This is a genomic window from Pseudonocardia sp. (assembly GCF_029263155.1).
Taxonomy (GTDB): domain Bacteria; phylum Actinomycetota; class Actinomycetes; order Mycobacteriales; family Pseudonocardiaceae; genus Pseudonocardia.
In genome coordinates, this window is sequence record NZ_JAJCYB010000129.1 from 1 (window position 1) to 17,439 (window position 17,439).

Below are 17,439 nucleotides of genomic sequence, written 5' to 3' on the forward strand. Positions count from 1 at the left end.
CGGCCCCGGCAACCCCGAGCCGGGCCGGTCGGCGACGACCGGCTCCTGCTCCACGAAGACCGGCGCGACCGCCCGCAGCTCGACGTCGTCGGGTCCCGGCCCGGTGTCTCCCGGCCCGGGCTCGCCGAACGCCTGGCCCACCATCCGCAGAGGGGCGGCGACCAGACCCGCTCCCGGCAACGTCGCGGCGTGCCCCCATACCTGCCCGCCGAGCCGGCCGAGCCACTCCACGGTGCTCGGCGGCGGCGCCGACACGACCGGGGGTGGCATCGGCGGCGGGTAGGCGTAGGAGCCCGGGGCGCGCCTCGGCGGCGGTGGGGCCGGGATCTGCGACACGGGCGGGCTGGGGACCAGCCGGTCCCGCACCGCCGAGAGCGGCGCCCAGACCAGGGCGAATGCGCTGGTGCCGTGCTGGATCTGGTCGATCGTGCGGAACACCTGGTCGAACTGACCGTTGGCGTACGCCTGGCTCACCCCGGCCACCGCCGGCCGCAGCGCGTTGAGGTGGAAGACCAGCTCGCCGAGCAGCTCCTCGGTGTTCTTCAGGATGCGCACCGAGGTGAGCGCGACCTCCAGCGGGAGCAGGGCGGTAGCGATCATCACCTGCACCGGAGCGGGCAACCCGGCGAGCAGCGCGGGGTCGATCACCCGGGGCGGCCAGATGTCGTCGGCGGGCGGCCGCTCGGGCGCCGGCCCTGACCACCCCTGGTATGCAGCCCTGCGGTGATCGTCGATGGGTGGCATCAAACCGGTCTCCTCGACGGTCGGTGATCACCGGATTCGTCGCCCTCACGGTACCCGCCGGCAACTCCCGCCGACCGTGGTGTGCACGATCTCACCCCGTCGGACGGCTCTCGGGTGGGGTCGTCGGCAGCCGGCGCACCAGCTCGGCGACCCGGACCAGCCGCTCGATCCACCACCGGGTGCGGGCCGGGTCGGGCTGGGCGAAGCGCTCGAGCAGGGCCGGGTCCGGCGTCGGCGGCCGGCGCGGCACGCTCAGGTGACCGTCGACCGGCCGCGGCGGGTCCGCCAGCAGGTCGCCGGCCAGCAGCGACCCGGTGCCCAGCCCGCAGGCCAGCTCCAACTCGGGAAGGGCGCCGGCCAGCGCGAGTTGCGCGGCCAGCCCGACCCCGGTCTCCAGCGCCGAGGAGACCACGCACGGCAGTCCGGCGGCGGCGGCCACCCGCAGCGCGGTCCGTACCCCGCCGAGCGGGGCGCACTTGAGCACCGCCACGTCCGCCGCGCCGGCCAGTGCCACTCGCGCCGGGTCGGACGCACGCCGGATCGACTCGTCAGCGGCGACCGGTACCGGCTGCAGCCGGCGGATCTCGGCAAGCTCGGCGACCGACGCGCAGGGCTGCTCGACGTACTGCAGCCCGCCGGCCGCCGCGTGCAGCTCCGGCAGCCTGGCCAGGGCGGTCGGCACGTCCCAGCGCCCGTTGACGTCCACCCGCAACGCGCCGGCCGGCCCCAACGCGGCGCGGACCGCCGCCACCCGGTCCAGGTCCTCGACGCGGCTGCCCGGATGGTCGGCGACTTTCACCTTCGCGGTGCCGCAGCGCGAGTCGAGCACGATCTGGTGCGCGCGTTCGGGGTCGACCGCAGGCACGGTGACGTTCACCGCGACCCGCTCACGCAGCGGCGCCGGCCAGCCGCCGTTCGCCTGCTCCACCGCGGTGGCCAGCCAGCCGACCGACTCGGCGTCGTCGTACTCGGGGAACGGACAGAACTCTCCCCACCCCGCCGGCCCGGGCAGTACCAGGCCCTCGCGCACGGTGATGCCGCGGAAACGGGTGCGCATCGGGATCGCGTACACCCGCGCGGCGCCGAGATCGACGGCGCCGAGATCGGTGGCTCGGGGCGAGTGGGGCTCCATCGAGGAGTCAGGCTAGCCCCCGGCGGCTCCCCGATTCCCGCTGTGCTGCGCCGGGGCTTCGGGTCGCGCGCGCCCGGCGGGTAGGCGACGATCGTGCAATGCGCGTCCTGATCGCCGGCTCCTCCGGGCTCATCGGCACCAGCCTGGTGCCCCACCTGCGGCACGGCGGCCACGAGGTGCTCCGGCTGGTGCGCCGGGCGCCCCGTGCTCCGGACGAGCGGGGCTGGGACCCGCCGGCCGGCCAGCTGCAGGACGGCGCGCTGGACGGGGTGGACGCCATCGTGAACCTGTGCGGGGTCGGCATCGGGGACCGGCGCTGGAGCGGTGCCCGCAAGCAACTGATCAAGGACAGCCGGGTCGAGCCCACCGAGGTGCTCGCCGCGGCCGCGGCAGCGCACGGGGTCGCCACCCTGGTCAACGCGTCCGGGGTGAACTACTACGGCGACACCGGCGACCGCGAGGTGGACGAGACGGCGCCGTCCGGGGCCGGGTTCCTGGCCGAGGTGTGCCGGGACTGGGAGGCCGCGACGGCGGCCGCCACGGCGAGCACCCGGGTGGTGCTGCTCCGTACCGGGCCGGTGCTGTCCCGCTCCGGGGGCGTACTGGGCAAGCTCAAGCCGTTGTTCGGGTTGGCGCTGGGCGGGCGGATCGGCAGCGGTCGGCAGTTCTTCCCGTGGATCTCACTCGACGACCAGGTGGGCGCGATCGCGTTCCTGGTGGAGAACCATCGGGTGAGCGGACCGGTGAATCTGGTCGGCCCGAACCCGGTGACGAACGGCGAGTTCACCGCCGCTCTCGGCCAGACGTTGCACCGGCCGACCCCGTTCCCGGTGCCCGGCGCCGCGCTGAAGCTGGTCCTGGGGGCCGACGCCGCCGAGGAGCTGGTGCTGACCGGTCCGAGGGCGGTCCCCGCGGTGCTGACCGCCGCCGGCTACACGTTCCGCCACCCCACGGTCAGCGACGCCCTGCTCGCTGCGGCCTAACCCTCGGGTAACGGCGCGCGCGGCGCCGACCGGCGTACCGTGCGAGGGGTGAACGGCTCGACCGCCCCCACAACCGTCACCGGCGCCGCGCCCACGGATCCCGCGTGGGCCGCGCCGTCCTGCCGCGCCCGCTCCGGTCCGGTCGAACGGATGCAGCTGGGCACGGTCGACTACCGGCAGGCTTGGGCACGGCAGCGTGAGCTCGCCGCCACGGCCGCCGCCGACACCGGCCCGGACGTGTTGATGCTCCTGGAGCACCCGTCGGTCTACACCGCCGGGCGTCGGACCCGCCCGCACGAGCGCCCGCTGGACGGCACCCCGGTGATCGACGTCGACCGGGGCGGCAAGATCACCTGGCACGGTCCGGGGCAGCTGGTCGGTTACCCGATCGTGCGGTTGGCCGATCCGATCGACGTGCTGGACTACGTCCGGCGGCTGGAGGCGGCGCTGATCACCGTATGCGCCGGGTTCGGGCTGGTCGGCGGTCGGGTGGCCGGCCGCACCGGGGTGTGGCTGCCGGCCGACGACCGGGGTCCGGAGCGCAAGGTCGCCGCGATCGGGGTGCGGGTGCAGCGCCGGGTCACCCTGCACGGGTTCGCGCTGAACTGCGAGCCGGACCTGGCCGCGTTCGCACCGATCGTGCCGTGCGGGATCGCCGACGCCGGGGTGACCTCGCTGAGCGCGGAGCTGGGCCGTCCCGTGCCGGTCGCCGAGCTCACCGAGCCGGTGGCCGACGCGGTCTGTCAGGCACTGGACGGCTCGCTCCCGTGGGCCTGACTGAATGCACGACCAAGGCTGCCGGTCGGCCGGCCGAGCGGTGCGCGTGTGGCCGGGCTCAGTTCAGCTGGGGCATGACCTCGGCGGCGATCAGCTCGATCTGGTCCAGGTCGCCCAGGTCGAGCAGTTGCAGGTAGATCCGACTGATCCCGGTGCGCTCCCGCCACCGCCCCAACCGGTCCACGGCCTCCGCCGGAGTGCCGGCCAGGCCGTTGGCCCGCAGGTCGTCCACCGAGCGGCCGGCCGCCAGCGCGCGGGCCGCGATGCCGTTGTCGTCGCGGGCCACCCCTACCGTGAGGGCGGCCGACCGGCGGATCTCGGCGGCGTCCCGGCCGATCTCCCGGCAGGCGGCGGCCACCCGGTCGAACTGCTCGGCCGCCGCGTCGATCCCGGCGAACGGCACGTTGAACTCGTCGGCGTACCGGGCGGCGAGCGCCGGCGTGCGGCGGGCGCCCATCCCGCCGATCAGCAGCGGCGGGTGCGGCTGCTGCACCGGTTTGGGCAGCGCCGGGCAGCCGGTCAGCGTGTAGTGCCGGCCGGCGAACTCGTAGCGGTCCCCGGGCAGCGTGGCCCACAACCCGCTGATGATCTCGACCTGCTCGGCGTACCGGTCGAACCGTTCCCCCAGCGGCGGGAACGGGATGCCGTATGCGGTGTGCTCGTCGGCGTACCAGCCGCTGCCGATGCCCAGCTCGACCCGACCGCCGGACATCTGGTCCACCTGCGCGACGCTGATCGCGAGCGGCCCGGGCAGCCGGAAGGTGGCCGGGCTCATCAGGGTGCCCAGACGGATCGTGCTGGTCTGCACGGCCAGCCCGGCCAGCGTCAGCCAGGCGTCGGTCGGTCCGGGTTCGCCGGAGACCTTGCCCATCTTGAGGTAATGGTCGGAGCGGAAGAACGCGTCGTAGCCCGAATCCTCGGCGCAACGGGCTACCCGGAGCAGATCCTGGTAGCTGGCGCCCTGCTGGGGCTCGGTGAAGATCCTGAAGTCCACCCCGTGGACGTTAGTCCCCGGGCCGCGTCTCGGCCGGCCGCAGCCCGTACATCAGCCGGGCGACAACCTGCTCGAAGTCGGCGCGGACCTGCTCGGGATCGGCGGCCAGGCCGATTGCGGTGGCCGCCCCGGCCAGCGCACCCGAGATGGTGCGGGCCAGTGGCTCCAGCGGCAGCCGCTCGATGTCGCGGCTGTCCATCAGCCGCTGCAGCATCGCCCGGATCAGCCCGAGCGCGTGCCGCTCCTCGCACTCCCACCACGCGGCGAACCCGAGCACGTGCGGGCCCTCCTGCCACACGATCCGCCGGTAGGCGGGTTCCAGGCAGATGTCCAGGAACATCCGCAGGCTGGACCGCGAGGCATCCCACGGCGTGCTCTCGGCCTGCGCCAGCTGCTGGCGGAGCAGCCGCTCGTGCACCTCGTCCTCGATCTGGTTGAACGCGGCGGTGAACAGCGCCTTCTTCCCGCCCGGGAAGTGGTGGTACAGCGCCCCCTTGGTGACCCGGGCGGCCGAGGCGACGGCGTCCAACGAGGTCTCGGCGTATCCGCTGCCGGCGAACAGTTCCAGCGCGCTGGCCACCAGCGCCGCGCGGGTGCTGTCGGAGTACTCCTCGCGCCGGGAGCGCCGGGGCCTCGTGGTCGACATGACGCGCATGATATTACCTACCATTGGTACGTACTGTGAGTACGCTCGTGTGTGCCCGGTATGGCGGTGCGACGGCCGACCCGGCGGTGCGACGGCCGACCCGGCGGTGCGACGGCCGACCCGGCGGTGCGACGGCCGGGCCGGGCGGCGGTGGCCGCGTAGGGTGGGTCCGTGGCCAATTCCGCGCGGGTCGATCCGGAGGGGCGCAAGCTGCTGCGGCTCGAGGTCCGCAACGCCGAGACGCCGATCGAGTCCAAGCCGCCCTGGATCCGTACCCGGGCCCGGATGGGGCCGGAGTTCACCCAGCTCAAGAACCTGGTCCGGCGCGAGGGCCTGCACACGGTGTGCGAAGAGGCCGGTTGTCCCAACATCTACGAATGCTGGGAGGACCGGGAGGCCACCTTCCTCATCGGCGGCGAGCAGTGCACCCGCCGTTGTGACTTCTGCCAGATCGACACCGGCAGGCCGGCCGAGCTCGACCGCGACGAGCCCCGCCGGGTGGCCGAGTCGGTCCGCACCATGGGCCTGCGGTATTCCACGGTGACCGGGGTGGCCCGCGACGACCTGCCCGACGGCGGCGCCTGGCTCTACGCCGAGACGGTCCGCCAGATCCATACGCTGAACCCCGGCACCGGCGTCGAGCTGCTCATCCCGGACTTCAACGCCGAACCCGCTCAGCTCGCCGAGGTGTTCGACGGCCGGCCCGAGGTGCTGGCACACAACCTGGAGACGGTGCCGCGGATCTTCAAGCGGATCCGCCCGGCGTTCCGCTACGAGCGGTCGCTGGAGGTGATCACGAAGGCGCGCGCGGCCGGGCTGGTCACCAAGTCCAACCTCATCCTGGGCATGGGCGAGACGCCCGACGAGGTCACCGGCGCGCTGCGGGACCTGCACGACGCGGGCTGCGAGATCATCACGATCACCCAGTACCTGCGGCCCTCGGCCCGGCACCACCCGGTGGAGCGGTGGGTCAAGCCCGAGGAGTTCGTGGCGCACTCCGACACCGCCGAGGCGATGGGATTCGCCGGCGTGATGGCCGGGCCGCTGGTGCGCTCGTCGTACCGGGCGGGCCGGCTCTACGCCCAGACCGTCGCGCACCGCGGGGAGGAGCTCTCACCCGCCCTGGCCCACCTGGCCACGGAGGGAGCGGCCGCGCAGGAGGCCCGCACCCTCCTCGCCCGCTCGTAGCCGCACCCCGCACGCCGCACCCCGGAGCCACGACGTCGCGTCGGGCCGTCGAGGGCCGCGGTCCGGTCAGCGGGGTGGGCGGGCGGCGAGGGTGCGGTCGACCAGTTCGGGGGCCCGGCCCACGCCCGCCGATGCCCCGAGCGGCTCCGCCATCCGGTCCGGGTGCACCTGCAACCCGGTCAGACACACCCGCAGCCTGGCCCCGGCCCCGCCGGTGGCCCGCAGCAGGTCGGCCCGGGTCTCCCACTCCGCGTGCCACGCCCCGGCCGCGCGCTGGTGCTCGCCGTCCATCGCGGCCAGCAGGACCGCGACGAGCCCTGGCGCCCGGCGGGCGGCGCCGCGGGCGGTGACGGCGGCGATGGGGTTGCGCTTGTGCGGCATCGACGACGAGTCGCCCGGGGCCGCCTCGGACACCTCGCCCACCCCGGCCAGCGCGACGACGTCGGTGGCGGGCTTCGCGCAGGTTCCGGCGGCCACGCCCAGCGCCGCGGCCAGCTCGCCGATGCGGCTGCGCTCGGCGTGCCAGGGAACGCCGGGGTCGGCGAGCCCGAGCCGTCCGGCCAGGTCGGTGACGACGGCCGCCGGGAGCCCGTCGAGCGTTCCCGCCGGCCCGCCGACCTGCACGGGCTGCGCGGCGAGCAGGGCGGCCAGCCGGGTGCGCGCGCGGTCCAGGCCCGCGCACCAGCCGGCCGCGACCAGCCCGAACGTGGTCGGCAGCGCGTGCTGCCCGAGCGTGCGCGCGATCATCGGGGTGTCGCGGTGGGCGGCGGCCAGCGCGGCGGCGGCGTCCGCGGCGCCGCGCAGGTCGTCCAGCACGACCTCCCCCGCCCAGCCGGTGAGCAGGGCGGCGGCGGTGTCCATGACGTCCTGACTGGTGGCGCCCGGGTGCACCGAGGGCGCCACCTGCGGCCCGACGGCCGCCCGCAACGCCCGGACCAGCGGGATCACCGGGTTGCCGCCCTCCACCGAGGCGAGCCCCAACGCGGCAGGGTCCAGGTCGGGCGACGCGGCCGCGATCGCGGCGGCATGGGTGGCCGGGATCACCCCGTGGGCGGCGGCGGACTGCGCCAGCGCGACCTCCACGGCCAGCAGCGCGGCCACCCATGCGGCGTCGTCGAGCCGGGACGCGACACCGGAGGCCCCGAACAGCGGGTCGAACAACGCGCCGCGCAACCCGGTCCTCCCGACGAGTGGGACTTCCGTGCGAACCTATCGGACGGGGGTCCCACTCGTCGGTCGGGCTGCCGGGCCCAGGTCCACCGGGAGGGTGCGCAGGCCGCGCACGAGCGTGCTGCGGCGGTAGAGCAGGTCCTCGACCGGAACGGCCAGCGCCAGGTCGGGGCGGCGCGCCAGGAGCAGGCCGATCGCCTCCTGGGCCTCGATGCGGGCCAGCTGCGCGCCCAGGCAGTGGTGCAGGCCGTGGCCGAACGCGGTGTGCCCACCGGCGTCGCGGTCGATCGTGAGCTCGGCGGCGTCCTCGAAGCGGGTGTCGCGGTTGGCCGAAGCCAGCGACAGCTGCACCATCGCGCCCGCGGGGATCGTCACACCCGAGTACTCGACGTCCTGGGCGGTGAACCGCAGCGGCGCGGTGTGCACGGGCGAGTCCCAGCGCAGGAACTCCTCGACCGCCGACCCGATCAGCTCGGGCCGCTCGCGCAGCAGCGCGCGCTGCCGGGGGTGGGTGAGCAGGGCGAGCACGCCGTTGCCGATGAGGTTGACGGTGGTCTCGTGCCCCGCGATCAGCAGCAGCATCGCCATCGCGACGAGCTCGTCGGAGGAGAGCCGGTCGCCCTCGTCGGCCACCTCGATCAGCCCGCTGATCAGCGCGTCGTCGGGGTCGGCGCGCTTGGCCTCGATCAGCTCGGACAGGTAGCCGTGCAGCTTCGCCGACGCGGCCATCGCCTCGTCCTGCGTGGAGTCGTCGACCATCACGTTCGACCAGGCCGCGAAGTCGTCGCGGTCCCGCGCCGGCACGCCGAGCAGCTCGCAGATCACGAACACCGGCAGCGGGAACGCGTAGCTCGCCATCAGGTCGACCTCGCCGGTAGCGGGCAGGTCGTCGAGCAGCTGCGCCGCGAACTCGGCGACGCGCGGGCGCAGCTCCTCCATCCGCCGCACGGTGAACGTGCGCGAGACGAGCTTGCGCAGCCGGGTGTGCTCCGGCGGGTCCATCAGGATCATCATCGGGATCGGGGTGGCGGCGTGCTCGGCCCGTGCCTCGGGGGGCAGCGTGTAGCGCCAGTCCTTGCTCAGCCGCGGGTCGGCGAGTGCGGCGCGGACGTCCGCGTACCGGAAGATCGTCCACACCGGGCCGCCGGGCGTCTCGACCCGGCAGACGGGGTTGTCGGCGCGCAGGTCCGCGTAGGCGGGGTAGGGGTCGTTCCAGAACGCACCCTCGAACAGCTCCACGGTGGTGGCGGACACGGTGCTCCTCTCGCTGATGTAAGCAGAAGCTTACAGGCGTTCCGGGGCCAGCGCGGGCGGTGGAACCGCGCCCCGCACGACGTCGGCGGCCAGCACCGCGAGCGCCGGCGCCGACTCGATGCCCGACCCGCCCTGACCGGCCACGAAGAAGAACCCCGGGTGCGCGGGCCAGGCCCCGACCACCGGCGCGCGGTCCGCCACGAACGACCGCAGCCCCGCCCAGCTCGTGCGCACCGACCGCAGCCCCAGCGCGGTGACGGCCTCCACCCGCTCCAGCGCCAGCGCCACGTCGGCGTCGTCGGGGCGGGCGTCGCCGGGCGGCACGGGGGTCTCGTCGGCGCGGGAGACGAGCAGGTCGTCGCTCTCGGCCTTGAAGTAGAAGCGCTCCGCCGCCTCGATCACCATCGGCGGGCGGGCGTCACCGGGGACCCGCAGCCGCCGCGGGTCGGGCACCCGGGCGACGGCGATGGTGCGCCGCAGCGGGGTCAGCCCGATCCGGGGCACCCCGGCGCGTGCGGCGACCTCGTCGGCCCACGCCCCCGCCGCGTCGACCACCGCACCGGTGGACAGCTCCCCCACCCGCCACCGGGCCCCGTCGCGCGAGATCTCGGCGGCGGCCGCGCCCGTGCGCACCTGCCCGCCCCGCGCGCGCAGCCCCCGCAGGTAGCCCTGCAGCAGTGCGTCGGTGTCGATGTCCGCGGCGCCTGCGGTCAGCCCGGCGGCCCGGACCCGGCCGGGCGCGAGCGCCGGGCAGCGGCGCTGCGCGTCGGCGGGGTCGAGCGGCACCGGCGCGTCGGGCTCCCCGGCCCGCTCGGCGAGGACCGCGGCCAGCGCCCGCTCGCCCTCGGCGTCGCAGGCGACCCACAGCACCGGGCGGGGCGCGAGCAGCGGCGGCGTGCCGAGCTCGGCGGGCAGCGCGGCGAACCGGGGGTCGCTGGCCGCGATCAGCGCGCGCACCGCCTCGACCCCGTGGCCGGGTATGTAGGTGGCGGCCGAGCGGGCGGTGGAGTGGTGGCCCGGCGTGCGCTCGGTCTCCAGCAGCACGACGGAGCGGTCGGCGGCCAGCTCGTAGGCCACCGACGCACCCGCGATGCCACCACCAATGACGACGACGTCCGGGGAGCGCATGCCGCCACGCTAGCCGCGGCAGCGGGATCCCGATTGCAGCAAGGCCACCTTCCCGCAACCTCGCTGCATGAAGGTGGCCTTCCTGCAACCGCCTGCGGGACGGGCGGCACCGGCAATTGCGTGGCGGCTCGCAGGCCCGGGCGGCTACGGTCGCTCCATGCGCTTCTGAGACGCCCCCGCGCGGTCGCGGCCGGTCGCACCCGTCGGGTCCCCGCCGCCGTCCCCCGCCCGTCCGGCCGGTCCCGCCGTCCGTGCGCCGGCCCCGCCCTGCCTCGAGGAGGCACCCATGCGTGAACAACAGAAACCGGGCCACTCGCCGCCCGCCAACCGGGCCACCCGGCGGGGGAACAAGCCCGCCGACCCGGCGCCCGCCCGCGACCGCGGCGCGCCGGTGTCCGCGCGGCCCGCACAGGGCCGCCGGGTCAACCCCGTGCGCCGCACGGGTTGATCCGTACCCCGGCGTTGCCGGTCCCGCGTCCACGGGGCCGGCGGCGCCCGACCCGTCCGGCCCACCGAACCGGTCTCGCGCGCCGAACCGGCGTCTGCGCGCGGCCGGCAGCGCGCGAAACCCCACCGGGCGCGCGAAACCCCACCGGGCGCGCGAAGCTCGGCCGGGCGCGCGACCCGCGGCGGCATCGGGACGGGGCACTAGGATCGCCGGGGTGGGGACGTGCACGGTGTGGTGGGCCGCGCCCGTGGCCCCGGGGGGCGCCCCGGCGCTGGTCGGACTGCTCGACGCGCACGAGCGCGAGCGTCTGGGCCGGTTCCGCCGCGAGGTCGACGCCGCGCGCTTCCTCGCCGCACACGCCCTGGTGCGGATCGCGCTGGCCGGGCTCCTCGACCTCGCCCCCGCCGCGCTGGTGTTCGACCGCACCTGCCGCTGCGGCCAGCCACACGGCAAGCCGCGGCTGACCGCCGGGGGTCCCGCGTTCTCACTGACCCACGCCGGCGACCTCGTCGGCGTCGCCGTCCACGACGCGCCCGTCGGGCTCGACGTCGAGCAGGCCCGCCCGCTCACCGACCTCGCCGCGATGGCGGCGCACGCCTGCGCGCCGGGCGAGACCGCGCCGGACGAGGCCGCGTTCTTCCGGCTGTGGACGCGCAAGGAGGCGCTGCTCAAGGCGAGCGGTGACGGGCTGAGCGCACCGATGTCGGGTATCACGCTCGACACGCACGGCGTCGTCGACTGGGCCGGCGGCCCCGGGCCCGTCTGGCTGCGCGAGCTCTCCCCCGCGCCCGAGCACCCCGCGGCGGTCGCCGGGCTCGGCACCGAGGCGCCCCCTGTCGTCGAGGCGGACGGGGACGCGCTGCTGCGCGCCCGATGATGTCGGGGGTGCCCGTCATCATGGGTCCGTGACGCGCTGGGTCCTGCATCTGGACATGGATGCGTTCTTCGCCTCCGCGGAGCAGCTCACCCGGCCCACGCTGGCCGGGCGCCCGGTGCTGGTCGGGGGGCTCGGCCCACGGTCGGTGGTGGCCGGGGCCAGCTACGAGGCCCGGGTGTTCGGGGCGCGGTCGGCGATGCCGATGGGGCAGGCGCGGCGGCGGTGCGCGCACGCGGTCACGGTGCCGCCACGGTTCGCGCTCTACCAGGCGCTGTCCGAGCAGGTCATGGCCGTGCTCGGGGAGGCGTCCGCGGTGCTGGAGCCGGTGTCGGTCGACGAGGCGTTCCTGGAGCCGCCCGCGCTGGCCGGGGCCACCGCGGCCGAGGTCGAGCGGTTCGGCGCGGAGCTGCGCGCCGCGGTGCGGGCGCGCACCGGGCTGCCGGCGTCGGTCGGCGCGGGATCGGGCAAGCAGCTCGCGAAGATCGCCTCCGAGCTGGCGAAGCCGGACGGGCTGCGCGTGGTGGCGTCCGGCGAGGAGCAGGCGGTGCTCGGGCCGCTGCCGGTGCGGGCGCTGTGGGGGGTCGGCCCGGTGGCCGAGACGGGCCTGCACCGGTTGGGCATCCGCACCGTCGGCCACCTCGCGGCCACCGACCTGCGCGAGCTCACCGGCCTGCTGGGCACCGCCGTCGGCACCGAGCTGCACCGCCTGGCCCGGGGCGTCGACGAGCGGCCGGTCGCCCCGCGCGGGGCCGCGAAGCAGGTCAGCGCGGAGACCACCTTCGACACCGACCTCACCGCGATGAGCGCCGTGCACGACGCGATCGCGCGGATCGCCGAGTCGGCGCACCGCAGGCTCGTCGCCGACGGGCGTTCCGCGCGCACCGTCACCGTCAAGATCCGCAGCGCCGACTTCTCCACCGTCACCCGGTCCGAGACCGCGCCGGTGGCCAGCACCGACCTGGGCGCGCTCACCGCGGTGGCGCAGCGTCTCGCGCGGGCGGCGGTGCCCGAGGGCGGGGTCCGGCTGATCGGGGTGTCGCTGGCCGGGCTCGGCGACGACTCGCCACCCGCCCTGTTCGAGCCCACCCCGCTCGCCGCACCGGTCGCCCCACCGGTCGCCCAACCGGTCGCCGTGGTGCACCCGCCCGACCGGGCGGACGAGGCGGTGGTCCCGGAGACCGCCCGGCCGTGGCGCCCCGGTGACGACGTCTCGCATCCCGAGCACGGTCACGGCTGGGTGCAGGGCGCGGGCCACGGCCGGGTGACCGTCCGGTTCGAGACCCGGAGCACCGGGCCCGGCCGTGCCCGCACCTTCGCGATCGACGACCCCGACCTGAGCCGGGCCGACCCGCTCGGCAGCCTCACCTGAGCGGCGGGCCGGGGCGGGCGACGCCGCCTGCCGCGCTGCTCCGACGACGGGTCCCCGGGGGGCCGTGGCATCACGGCGCCCGGGAGTCCGGGATCGCCGACCGATCGCGCCCACGCCCGCGCCACCTGCCTGCGTGCCGGTCCAGCCAGGGTGGGCGGGCGGCGCGTCGAGTGCGGCGACGCCCCGCTCGCGGCCTGCGCCGCGCACCGGCGGAGCAGCGCGGCGCAGGAGGCCGTCACCGTCGCACCGGGTCCGCGCGGGCGCCGGGGCCAGATCGTCATCGCCGCCGGCGGCGTCGAGGAGCACGGGCGCGTCGCACCGGGTCCGCGCGAACTCCGGGTCCGCGCGAACTCCAGGTCCGCGCGAGCGCCGACGCCGGACCGGCGGGTGGCGACATCACGCCGCGGCCCGACCACGCCCGGCCGCGGCGTGTCACACCTCGGGCCGGCCCTCGGCGTGCGCGGCGTCGGTGACCCCGGCGTCGTCGAAGGTCGCCACGTCGTGCAGCGCCCGCACCGCGGCCACCAGCAGCGGGAGCGCGAGCACCGCGCCGGTGCCCTCGCCCAGGCGCATGCCCAGGTCCAGCAGGGGGTCCAGGCCCAGGTGGCCCAGGGCGAGGCGGTGGCCCGGCTCGGCGGAGCGGTGCCCGGCCACGCAGAACGCCACCGACGCCCGGCTCAGCGCGGCGGCGCCGAGTGCCCCCGCCCCGGCGTTGACGCCGTCGAGCAGCACCGGCACCCGGCGCTGGGCGGCACCGAGCACGAACCCGGCGATCGCGGCGTGCTCCAGGCCGCCGAACGCGGCGAGCACGCCGATCGGATCGGCGGGGTCCGGGCGGTGCCGGGCCAGCGCGGCGGCCACCACGGCGGTCTTGCGCGCGAGCGTCGCGTCGTCGATGCCGGTGCCGCGGCCGGTGGCCCGCTCGGGGTCGGCGCCGGTGAACGCGCAGATCAGCAGCGCCGCGGCGGTGGTGTTGGCGATGCCCATGTCGCCGGTGAGCAGGCAGCGGTGCCCGGCGTCGACGAGCTCGTGGGCCGTGGCGATCCCCACCTCGACCGCCGCCTGCGCCTGCGCCCGGGTGAGCGCCGGGCCGGTGGCGAGGTCGGCGGTGCCGTCGGCGACACGGCGGTGGAGCACGCCGGGCAGGGCCGCCAGCGGCGTCGCCACCCCGACGTCGACGACCTGCACCGTCGCCCCCACCGCCCGCGCGAACGCGTTGACCGCCGCCCCGCCCGCCGCGAAGTTGGCCACCATCTGCGCTGTCACCTCCTGCGGCCACGGCGAGACGCCCTGCGCGTGCACGCCGTGGTCGGCGGCGAACACCGCGACCACGGCGGGCTCGGGCAACGGCGGCGGGCACGTCCCGGCGATCCCGGCGAGCGTGACCGCCAGGTCCTCCACACGCCCCAGCGAGCCCGGCGGTGTGGTCATCCGGTCGAGGCGGTCGGCGGCGGCGGCGGTGCGGGCGGCGGCGTCCGGCGCCCCGATCCCGGCGAGGGTGCGGGCGAGGAGGTCGGTCACGGGCAACTCCAGAGGGTCACGGGCGACGAACGGCACTCCGGTCCACTCCCGGTGGACGGGCGTGCCGTTGGTTGCGGGAGGGAGGGTCAGAGCGCGCCGCCGCGACCGGTGCGGGCCGGGGGCACGATCAGCGTCGACAGGTAGGGGCCCGGTGCGTCGGGGTCCAGCTCGCCCGCGGGGCGGATGTCCTCTCCGGCCAGGCCGAGGCCCGCGCCGTACACCGCGCCGTCGAGGCGACCGGTCTCGCGCAGCACGGCGAGGGTCTCGGGCAGCATCCGGCCGAACTTGTAGGCCACCACCGCGTCACCGCGCTCCAGGGCCTCGCGGAACCGGTCCGCGCCGGCCGTCATCGGGAACAGGGCGAGCGCCTCGCGGCCCTCCACGAGCGGGGTGCCGCTGCGCGCGGCGAGGTCCTGCATCGCGGTGATACCGGGGATCAGCGCCACGTCGAGCTCGCCCAGCAGGTCGCGGACGCTCGCGGCGAGGTAGGTGAAGGTCGAGTAGACGCAGGGGTCGCCGATGGTGGCGAACGCCGCCGTGCCGCCGGGGTGCTCGGCGAACCAGCGCCCCACCTGCGCGGCGGCGGCGTCCCACGCCTGCTCGCGGCGGGCGGTGTGCTCGCGGTCGTGCAGCGCGAACACCACCCGCTGCACCCGCCACGCCTCGGCGTAGAACAGCACGGTCTGCTCGGCGCGGCCGGTCTCGCCCGAGTCGGCGACGGGCACGAACACGACGTCGGCCTTGGCGAGCAGGTTGGCCGCCTTGACCGTGACCAGGTCCGGGTCGCCGGGACCCACCCCCACGCCCACGAGGGTGTTCATTCCTGGCCCTCCAGGTCGCCTTCGAGCTCGAGGTAGGTCTGCTTCAACCGGTCCAGCACGGCGTCGTCGGGCTTGGCCCACATGCCGCGTTCGGCCGCCTCCAGCAGCCGCTCGGTCACCCCGCGCAGCGCCCACGGGTTCGACTTCTCCATGAACGCGCGGTTGGTCTCGTCGAACACGTAGCTCTCGGCGAGCTGGGTGTACATCCAGTCGTCGACGACGCCCGCGGTGGCGTCGTAGCCGAACAGGTAGTCGACGGTGGCGGCGAGTTCGAAGGCCCCCTTGTACCCGTGGCGCTGCATCGCGGTGATCCACTTCGGGTTCACGACGCGCGCCCGGAACACGCGCTTGGTCTCCTCGGCCAGCGTGCGGGTCTTCACGACGTCGGTGACGGCCGAGTCGCCGACGTAGGCCGCGGGCGTGCGCCCGGTGAGCGCACGCACCGTGGCGACCATGCCGCCGTGGTACTGGAAGTAGTCGTCGGAGTCGACGATGTCGTGCTCGCGGGTGTCCTGGTTCTTCGCGGCGACCGTGATGCGCCGGAACGAGGACTCCATGTCCGCGCGCGCCTCCCGGCCGTCGAGGCCGCGGCCGTAGGCGTAGCCGCCCCAGACGGCGTAGACCTCGGCGAGGTCGGCGTCGCTGCGCCAGTTGCGGGCGTCGATCAGCGGGAGCAGCCCGGCCCCGTACGCGCCGGGCCTGGAGCCGAAGATGCGCGCGGTGGCGCGGCGGCGGTCGCCGTGCGTGGCGACGTCGGTCTCGACGTGCTCGCGCAGGTAGTTGTCCGGCTCGTCCAGCTCGGCGACGGCGCCGAACGCGTCGTCGAGCAGCGTGATGACGTGCGGGAACGCGTCGCGGAAGAACCCGGAGATGCGCACCGTGACGTCGATGCGCGGGCGCCCCAGCTCGGCGCGGGGCACGATCTCGAACCCGGTGACGCGGCGCGAGGCATCGTCCCAGACCGGACGGGTGCCGATGAGGGCGAGGATCTCGGCGAGGTCGTCGCCCTGGGTGCGCATGGCGGACGTGCCCCACACCGTGAGGCCGACCGACCGCGGGTACTCGCCGGTGTCGGCCACGTGCCGCGCGATCAGCGAGTCGGCCAGCATCGACCCGATCTCCCACGCGCTGCGCGACGGGATCGCCTTGGGGTCGACGGAGTAGAAGTTGCGGCCGGTGGGGAGCACGTTGACCAGGCCGCGGGTGGGTGAGCCGGACGGGCCCGCGGGCACGTACCCGCCGTCGAGGGCGCGCAGCACGCCGTCGATCTCCTCGGTGGTGCGGGCCAGCCGCGGCACCACCTCCTCGCACCCGAACTCCAGCACGGCGACGACGTCGGGCACCGGTTCGCCGAGCACCTCGGTGACGACGGTGGCGGCGCCGGACCACCCGCGCTCCTGCAGCCCGGTGACCAGCACCCGCGCGACCCCCTCGAGCACGTCGACGAGATCAGCCCCGGTCCGCGAGGGCCCCGCAGCGACGCGCGCCATCCGGGCGACACGCGCACCGTCCTGCCCGGGTGCCACCCCGGGTGCCGCCGCGCCCGTTGCAGTGGGGTGGCTCTGCTCCAACCCGGTTGCAGTGGAGCCACCCCACTGCAACTCGGGGATGCTCGCGCCGGCCGGCGCGCCGGGGGTCGCCAGGAGGTGTTGCTCGTCCAGGCCGGCCCAGGTCGCCAGTGCGGCGCGGAGGCCGGGGAGCGTGCGCTTCCCGCCCCAGACCTGGCTCGCCCGCAGGATCGCCAGCACCAGGTTGACCTGCGCCTCGCCGTCGGGCGCACCGCCCAGGACGTGCAGGCCGTCGCGGATCTGGACGTCCTTGACCTCGCAGAGGTACCCGTCGATGTGCAGGACGAAGTCGTCGAAGTCCTGCTCCCCGGGCAGCGCGTCGACGTGCAGGTCGTGGTGCAGCTGTGCGGCCTGCACGACCTCCCAGATCCGGGCCCGCAGCGCCGGGAGCTTCGCCGGGTCCATCGCCTGCACCGTGGCGTACTCGTCGAGGAGCTGCTCCAGCTTGGCCATCTCGCCGTAGGACTCGGCGCGGGCCATCGGCGGCACGAGATGGTCGACGACGACGGCGTGCGCGCGGCGCTTGGCCTGCGCACCCTCACCCGGGTCGTTGACAAGGAACGGGTAGATCAGCGGCAGGTCGGCGATCGCGGCGTCGGTGGCGCAGGACGCCGACAGCGCTGCGTTCTTGCCCGGCAACCACTCCATCGAGCCGTGCTTGCCCAGGTGCACCACGGCGTGCGCACCGAAACCGCCCGAGGCGACCGAACCGCGCAGCCAGCGGTACGCGGCCAGGTAGTGGTGCGAGGGCGCCATGTCGGGATCGTGGTAGATCGCGACGGGGTTCTCGCCGAAGCCGCGGGGCGGCTGGATCAGGAT

The 17,439-nt window shown here is 75.7% G+C and carries 15 protein-coding genes and 1 pseudogene; 6 read left to right on the plus strand and 10 right to left on the minus strand.

Annotated elements, in window-relative coordinates; translation table 11 throughout:
- Together Q1K26_RS27185 and Q1K26_RS27190 are read right to left on the minus strand one after the other, a co-directional pair.
- Positions 1-744, minus strand: a pseudogene (locus Q1K26_RS27185) (hypothetical protein); the annotation flags it as partial.
- A 91-nt stretch (positions 745-835) separates the two neighbouring features.
- Positions 836-1,876, minus strand: a complete 1,041-nt coding sequence (locus Q1K26_RS27190) for an o-succinylbenzoate synthase (protein WP_300019171.1) — start codon at positions 1,874-1,876, stop codon at positions 836-838.
- A 98-nt stretch (positions 1,877-1,974) separates the two neighbouring features.
- On the opposite strand from Q1K26_RS27190, the gene Q1K26_RS27195 reads away from it, so the two are divergent.
- Positions 1,975-2,859 carry a TIGR01777 family oxidoreductase gene (locus tag Q1K26_RS27195; protein ID WP_300019173.1) on the plus strand — a complete coding sequence of 295 codons (885 nt, stop codon included), beginning with the start codon at positions 1,975-1,977 and terminating at the stop codon, positions 2,857-2,859.
- Positions 2,860-3,009: 150 nt separating this feature from the next.
- The gene (lipB, locus tag Q1K26_RS27200; protein ID WP_300019220.1) at positions 3,010-3,636 is read left to right on the plus strand and encodes a lipoyl(octanoyl) transferase LipB; all 627 of its coding nucleotides are present in this window, start codon (positions 3,010-3,012) and stop codon (positions 3,634-3,636) included.
- A 58-nt stretch (positions 3,637-3,694) separates the two neighbouring features.
- On the opposite strand, the gene Q1K26_RS27205 is transcribed toward lipB, so the two are convergent.
- Complete coding sequence (locus Q1K26_RS27205; protein WP_300019175.1) at positions 3,695-4,630, minus strand: LLM class F420-dependent oxidoreductase; 936 nt, start codon at positions 4,628-4,630, stop codon at positions 3,695-3,697.
- A 10-nt stretch (positions 4,631-4,640) separates the two neighbouring features.
- On the minus strand, positions 4,641-5,276 hold the full coding sequence (locus tag Q1K26_RS27210; protein ID WP_300019177.1) for a TetR/AcrR family transcriptional regulator: 636 nt from the start codon (positions 5,274-5,276) through the stop codon (positions 4,641-4,643).
- Between the two features lie 171 nt (positions 5,277-5,447).
- On the opposite strand from Q1K26_RS27210, the gene lipA reads away from it, so the two are divergent.
- Positions 5,448-6,464, plus strand: coding sequence for a lipoyl synthase (gene lipA / locus Q1K26_RS27215; protein ID WP_300019179.1), 1,017 nt, complete (start codon positions 5,448-5,450; stop codon positions 6,462-6,464).
- Between the two features lie 66 nt (positions 6,465-6,530).
- Here lipA and Q1K26_RS27220 read toward each other — a convergent pair whose 3' ends face one another.
- From Q1K26_RS27220 to Q1K26_RS27230, 3 genes are read right to left on the minus strand one after another with little or no spacing between them, the layout of a single operon-like run.
- Positions 6,531-7,637 carry a lyase family protein gene (locus tag Q1K26_RS27220; protein ID WP_300019181.1) on the minus strand — a complete coding sequence of 369 codons (1,107 nt, stop codon included), beginning with the start codon at positions 7,635-7,637 and terminating at the stop codon, positions 6,531-6,533.
- A 36-nt stretch (positions 7,638-7,673) separates the two neighbouring features.
- Positions 7,674-8,888 (minus strand): cytochrome P450, encoded by a 1,215-nt coding sequence (locus Q1K26_RS27225; RefSeq protein ID WP_300019183.1) that lies wholly within the window; start codon positions 8,886-8,888, stop codon positions 7,674-7,676.
- 30 nt (positions 8,889-8,918) lie between these two features.
- The gene (locus tag Q1K26_RS27230) at positions 8,919-10,016 is read right to left on the minus strand and encodes an FAD-dependent oxidoreductase (protein WP_300019185.1); all 1,098 of its coding nucleotides are present in this window, start codon (positions 10,014-10,016) and stop codon (positions 8,919-8,921) included.
- Between the two features lie 286 nt (positions 10,017-10,302).
- Between Q1K26_RS27230 and Q1K26_RS27235 the strand changes: the two genes are divergently transcribed.
- The 3 genes from Q1K26_RS27235 (at position 10,303) to Q1K26_RS27245 (ending at position 12,710) form a co-directional block, all read left to right on the plus strand.
- Positions 10,303-10,464, plus strand: a complete 162-nt coding sequence (locus Q1K26_RS27235; protein WP_300019187.1) for a hypothetical protein — start codon at positions 10,303-10,305, stop codon at positions 10,462-10,464.
- 214 nt (positions 10,465-10,678) lie between these two features.
- Positions 10,679-11,341, plus strand: a complete 663-nt coding sequence (locus Q1K26_RS27240) for a 4'-phosphopantetheinyl transferase superfamily protein (RefSeq protein WP_300019189.1) — start codon at positions 10,679-10,681, stop codon at positions 11,339-11,341.
- A gap of 28 nt (positions 11,342-11,369) precedes the next feature.
- The gene (locus Q1K26_RS27245) at positions 11,370-12,710 is read left to right on the plus strand and encodes a DNA polymerase IV (protein WP_300019191.1); all 1,341 of its coding nucleotides are present in this window, start codon (positions 11,370-11,372) and stop codon (positions 12,708-12,710) included.
- A 432-nt stretch (positions 12,711-13,142) separates the two neighbouring features.
- Here the strand turns inward: Q1K26_RS27245 and cobT are convergent, their stop codons facing one another.
- The 3 genes from cobT to cobN all read right to left on the minus strand — a co-directional run.
- Positions 13,143-14,231 carry a nicotinate-nucleotide--dimethylbenzimidazole phosphoribosyltransferase gene (gene cobT / locus Q1K26_RS27250; protein ID WP_300019193.1) on the minus strand — a complete coding sequence of 363 codons (1,089 nt, stop codon included), beginning with the start codon at positions 14,229-14,231 and terminating at the stop codon, positions 13,143-13,145.
- Between the two features lie 86 nt (positions 14,232-14,317).
- Positions 14,318-15,034 (minus strand): precorrin-2 C(20)-methyltransferase, encoded by a 717-nt coding sequence (cobI, locus tag Q1K26_RS27255; protein WP_300019195.1) that lies wholly within the window; start codon positions 15,032-15,034, stop codon positions 14,318-14,320.
- 14 nt (positions 15,035-15,048) lie between these two features.
- Positions 15,049-17,439, minus strand: a 2,391-nt coding sequence (cobN, locus tag Q1K26_RS27260; RefSeq protein WP_300019218.1) for a cobaltochelatase subunit CobN, incomplete at its 5' end; no start/stop codon positions are given.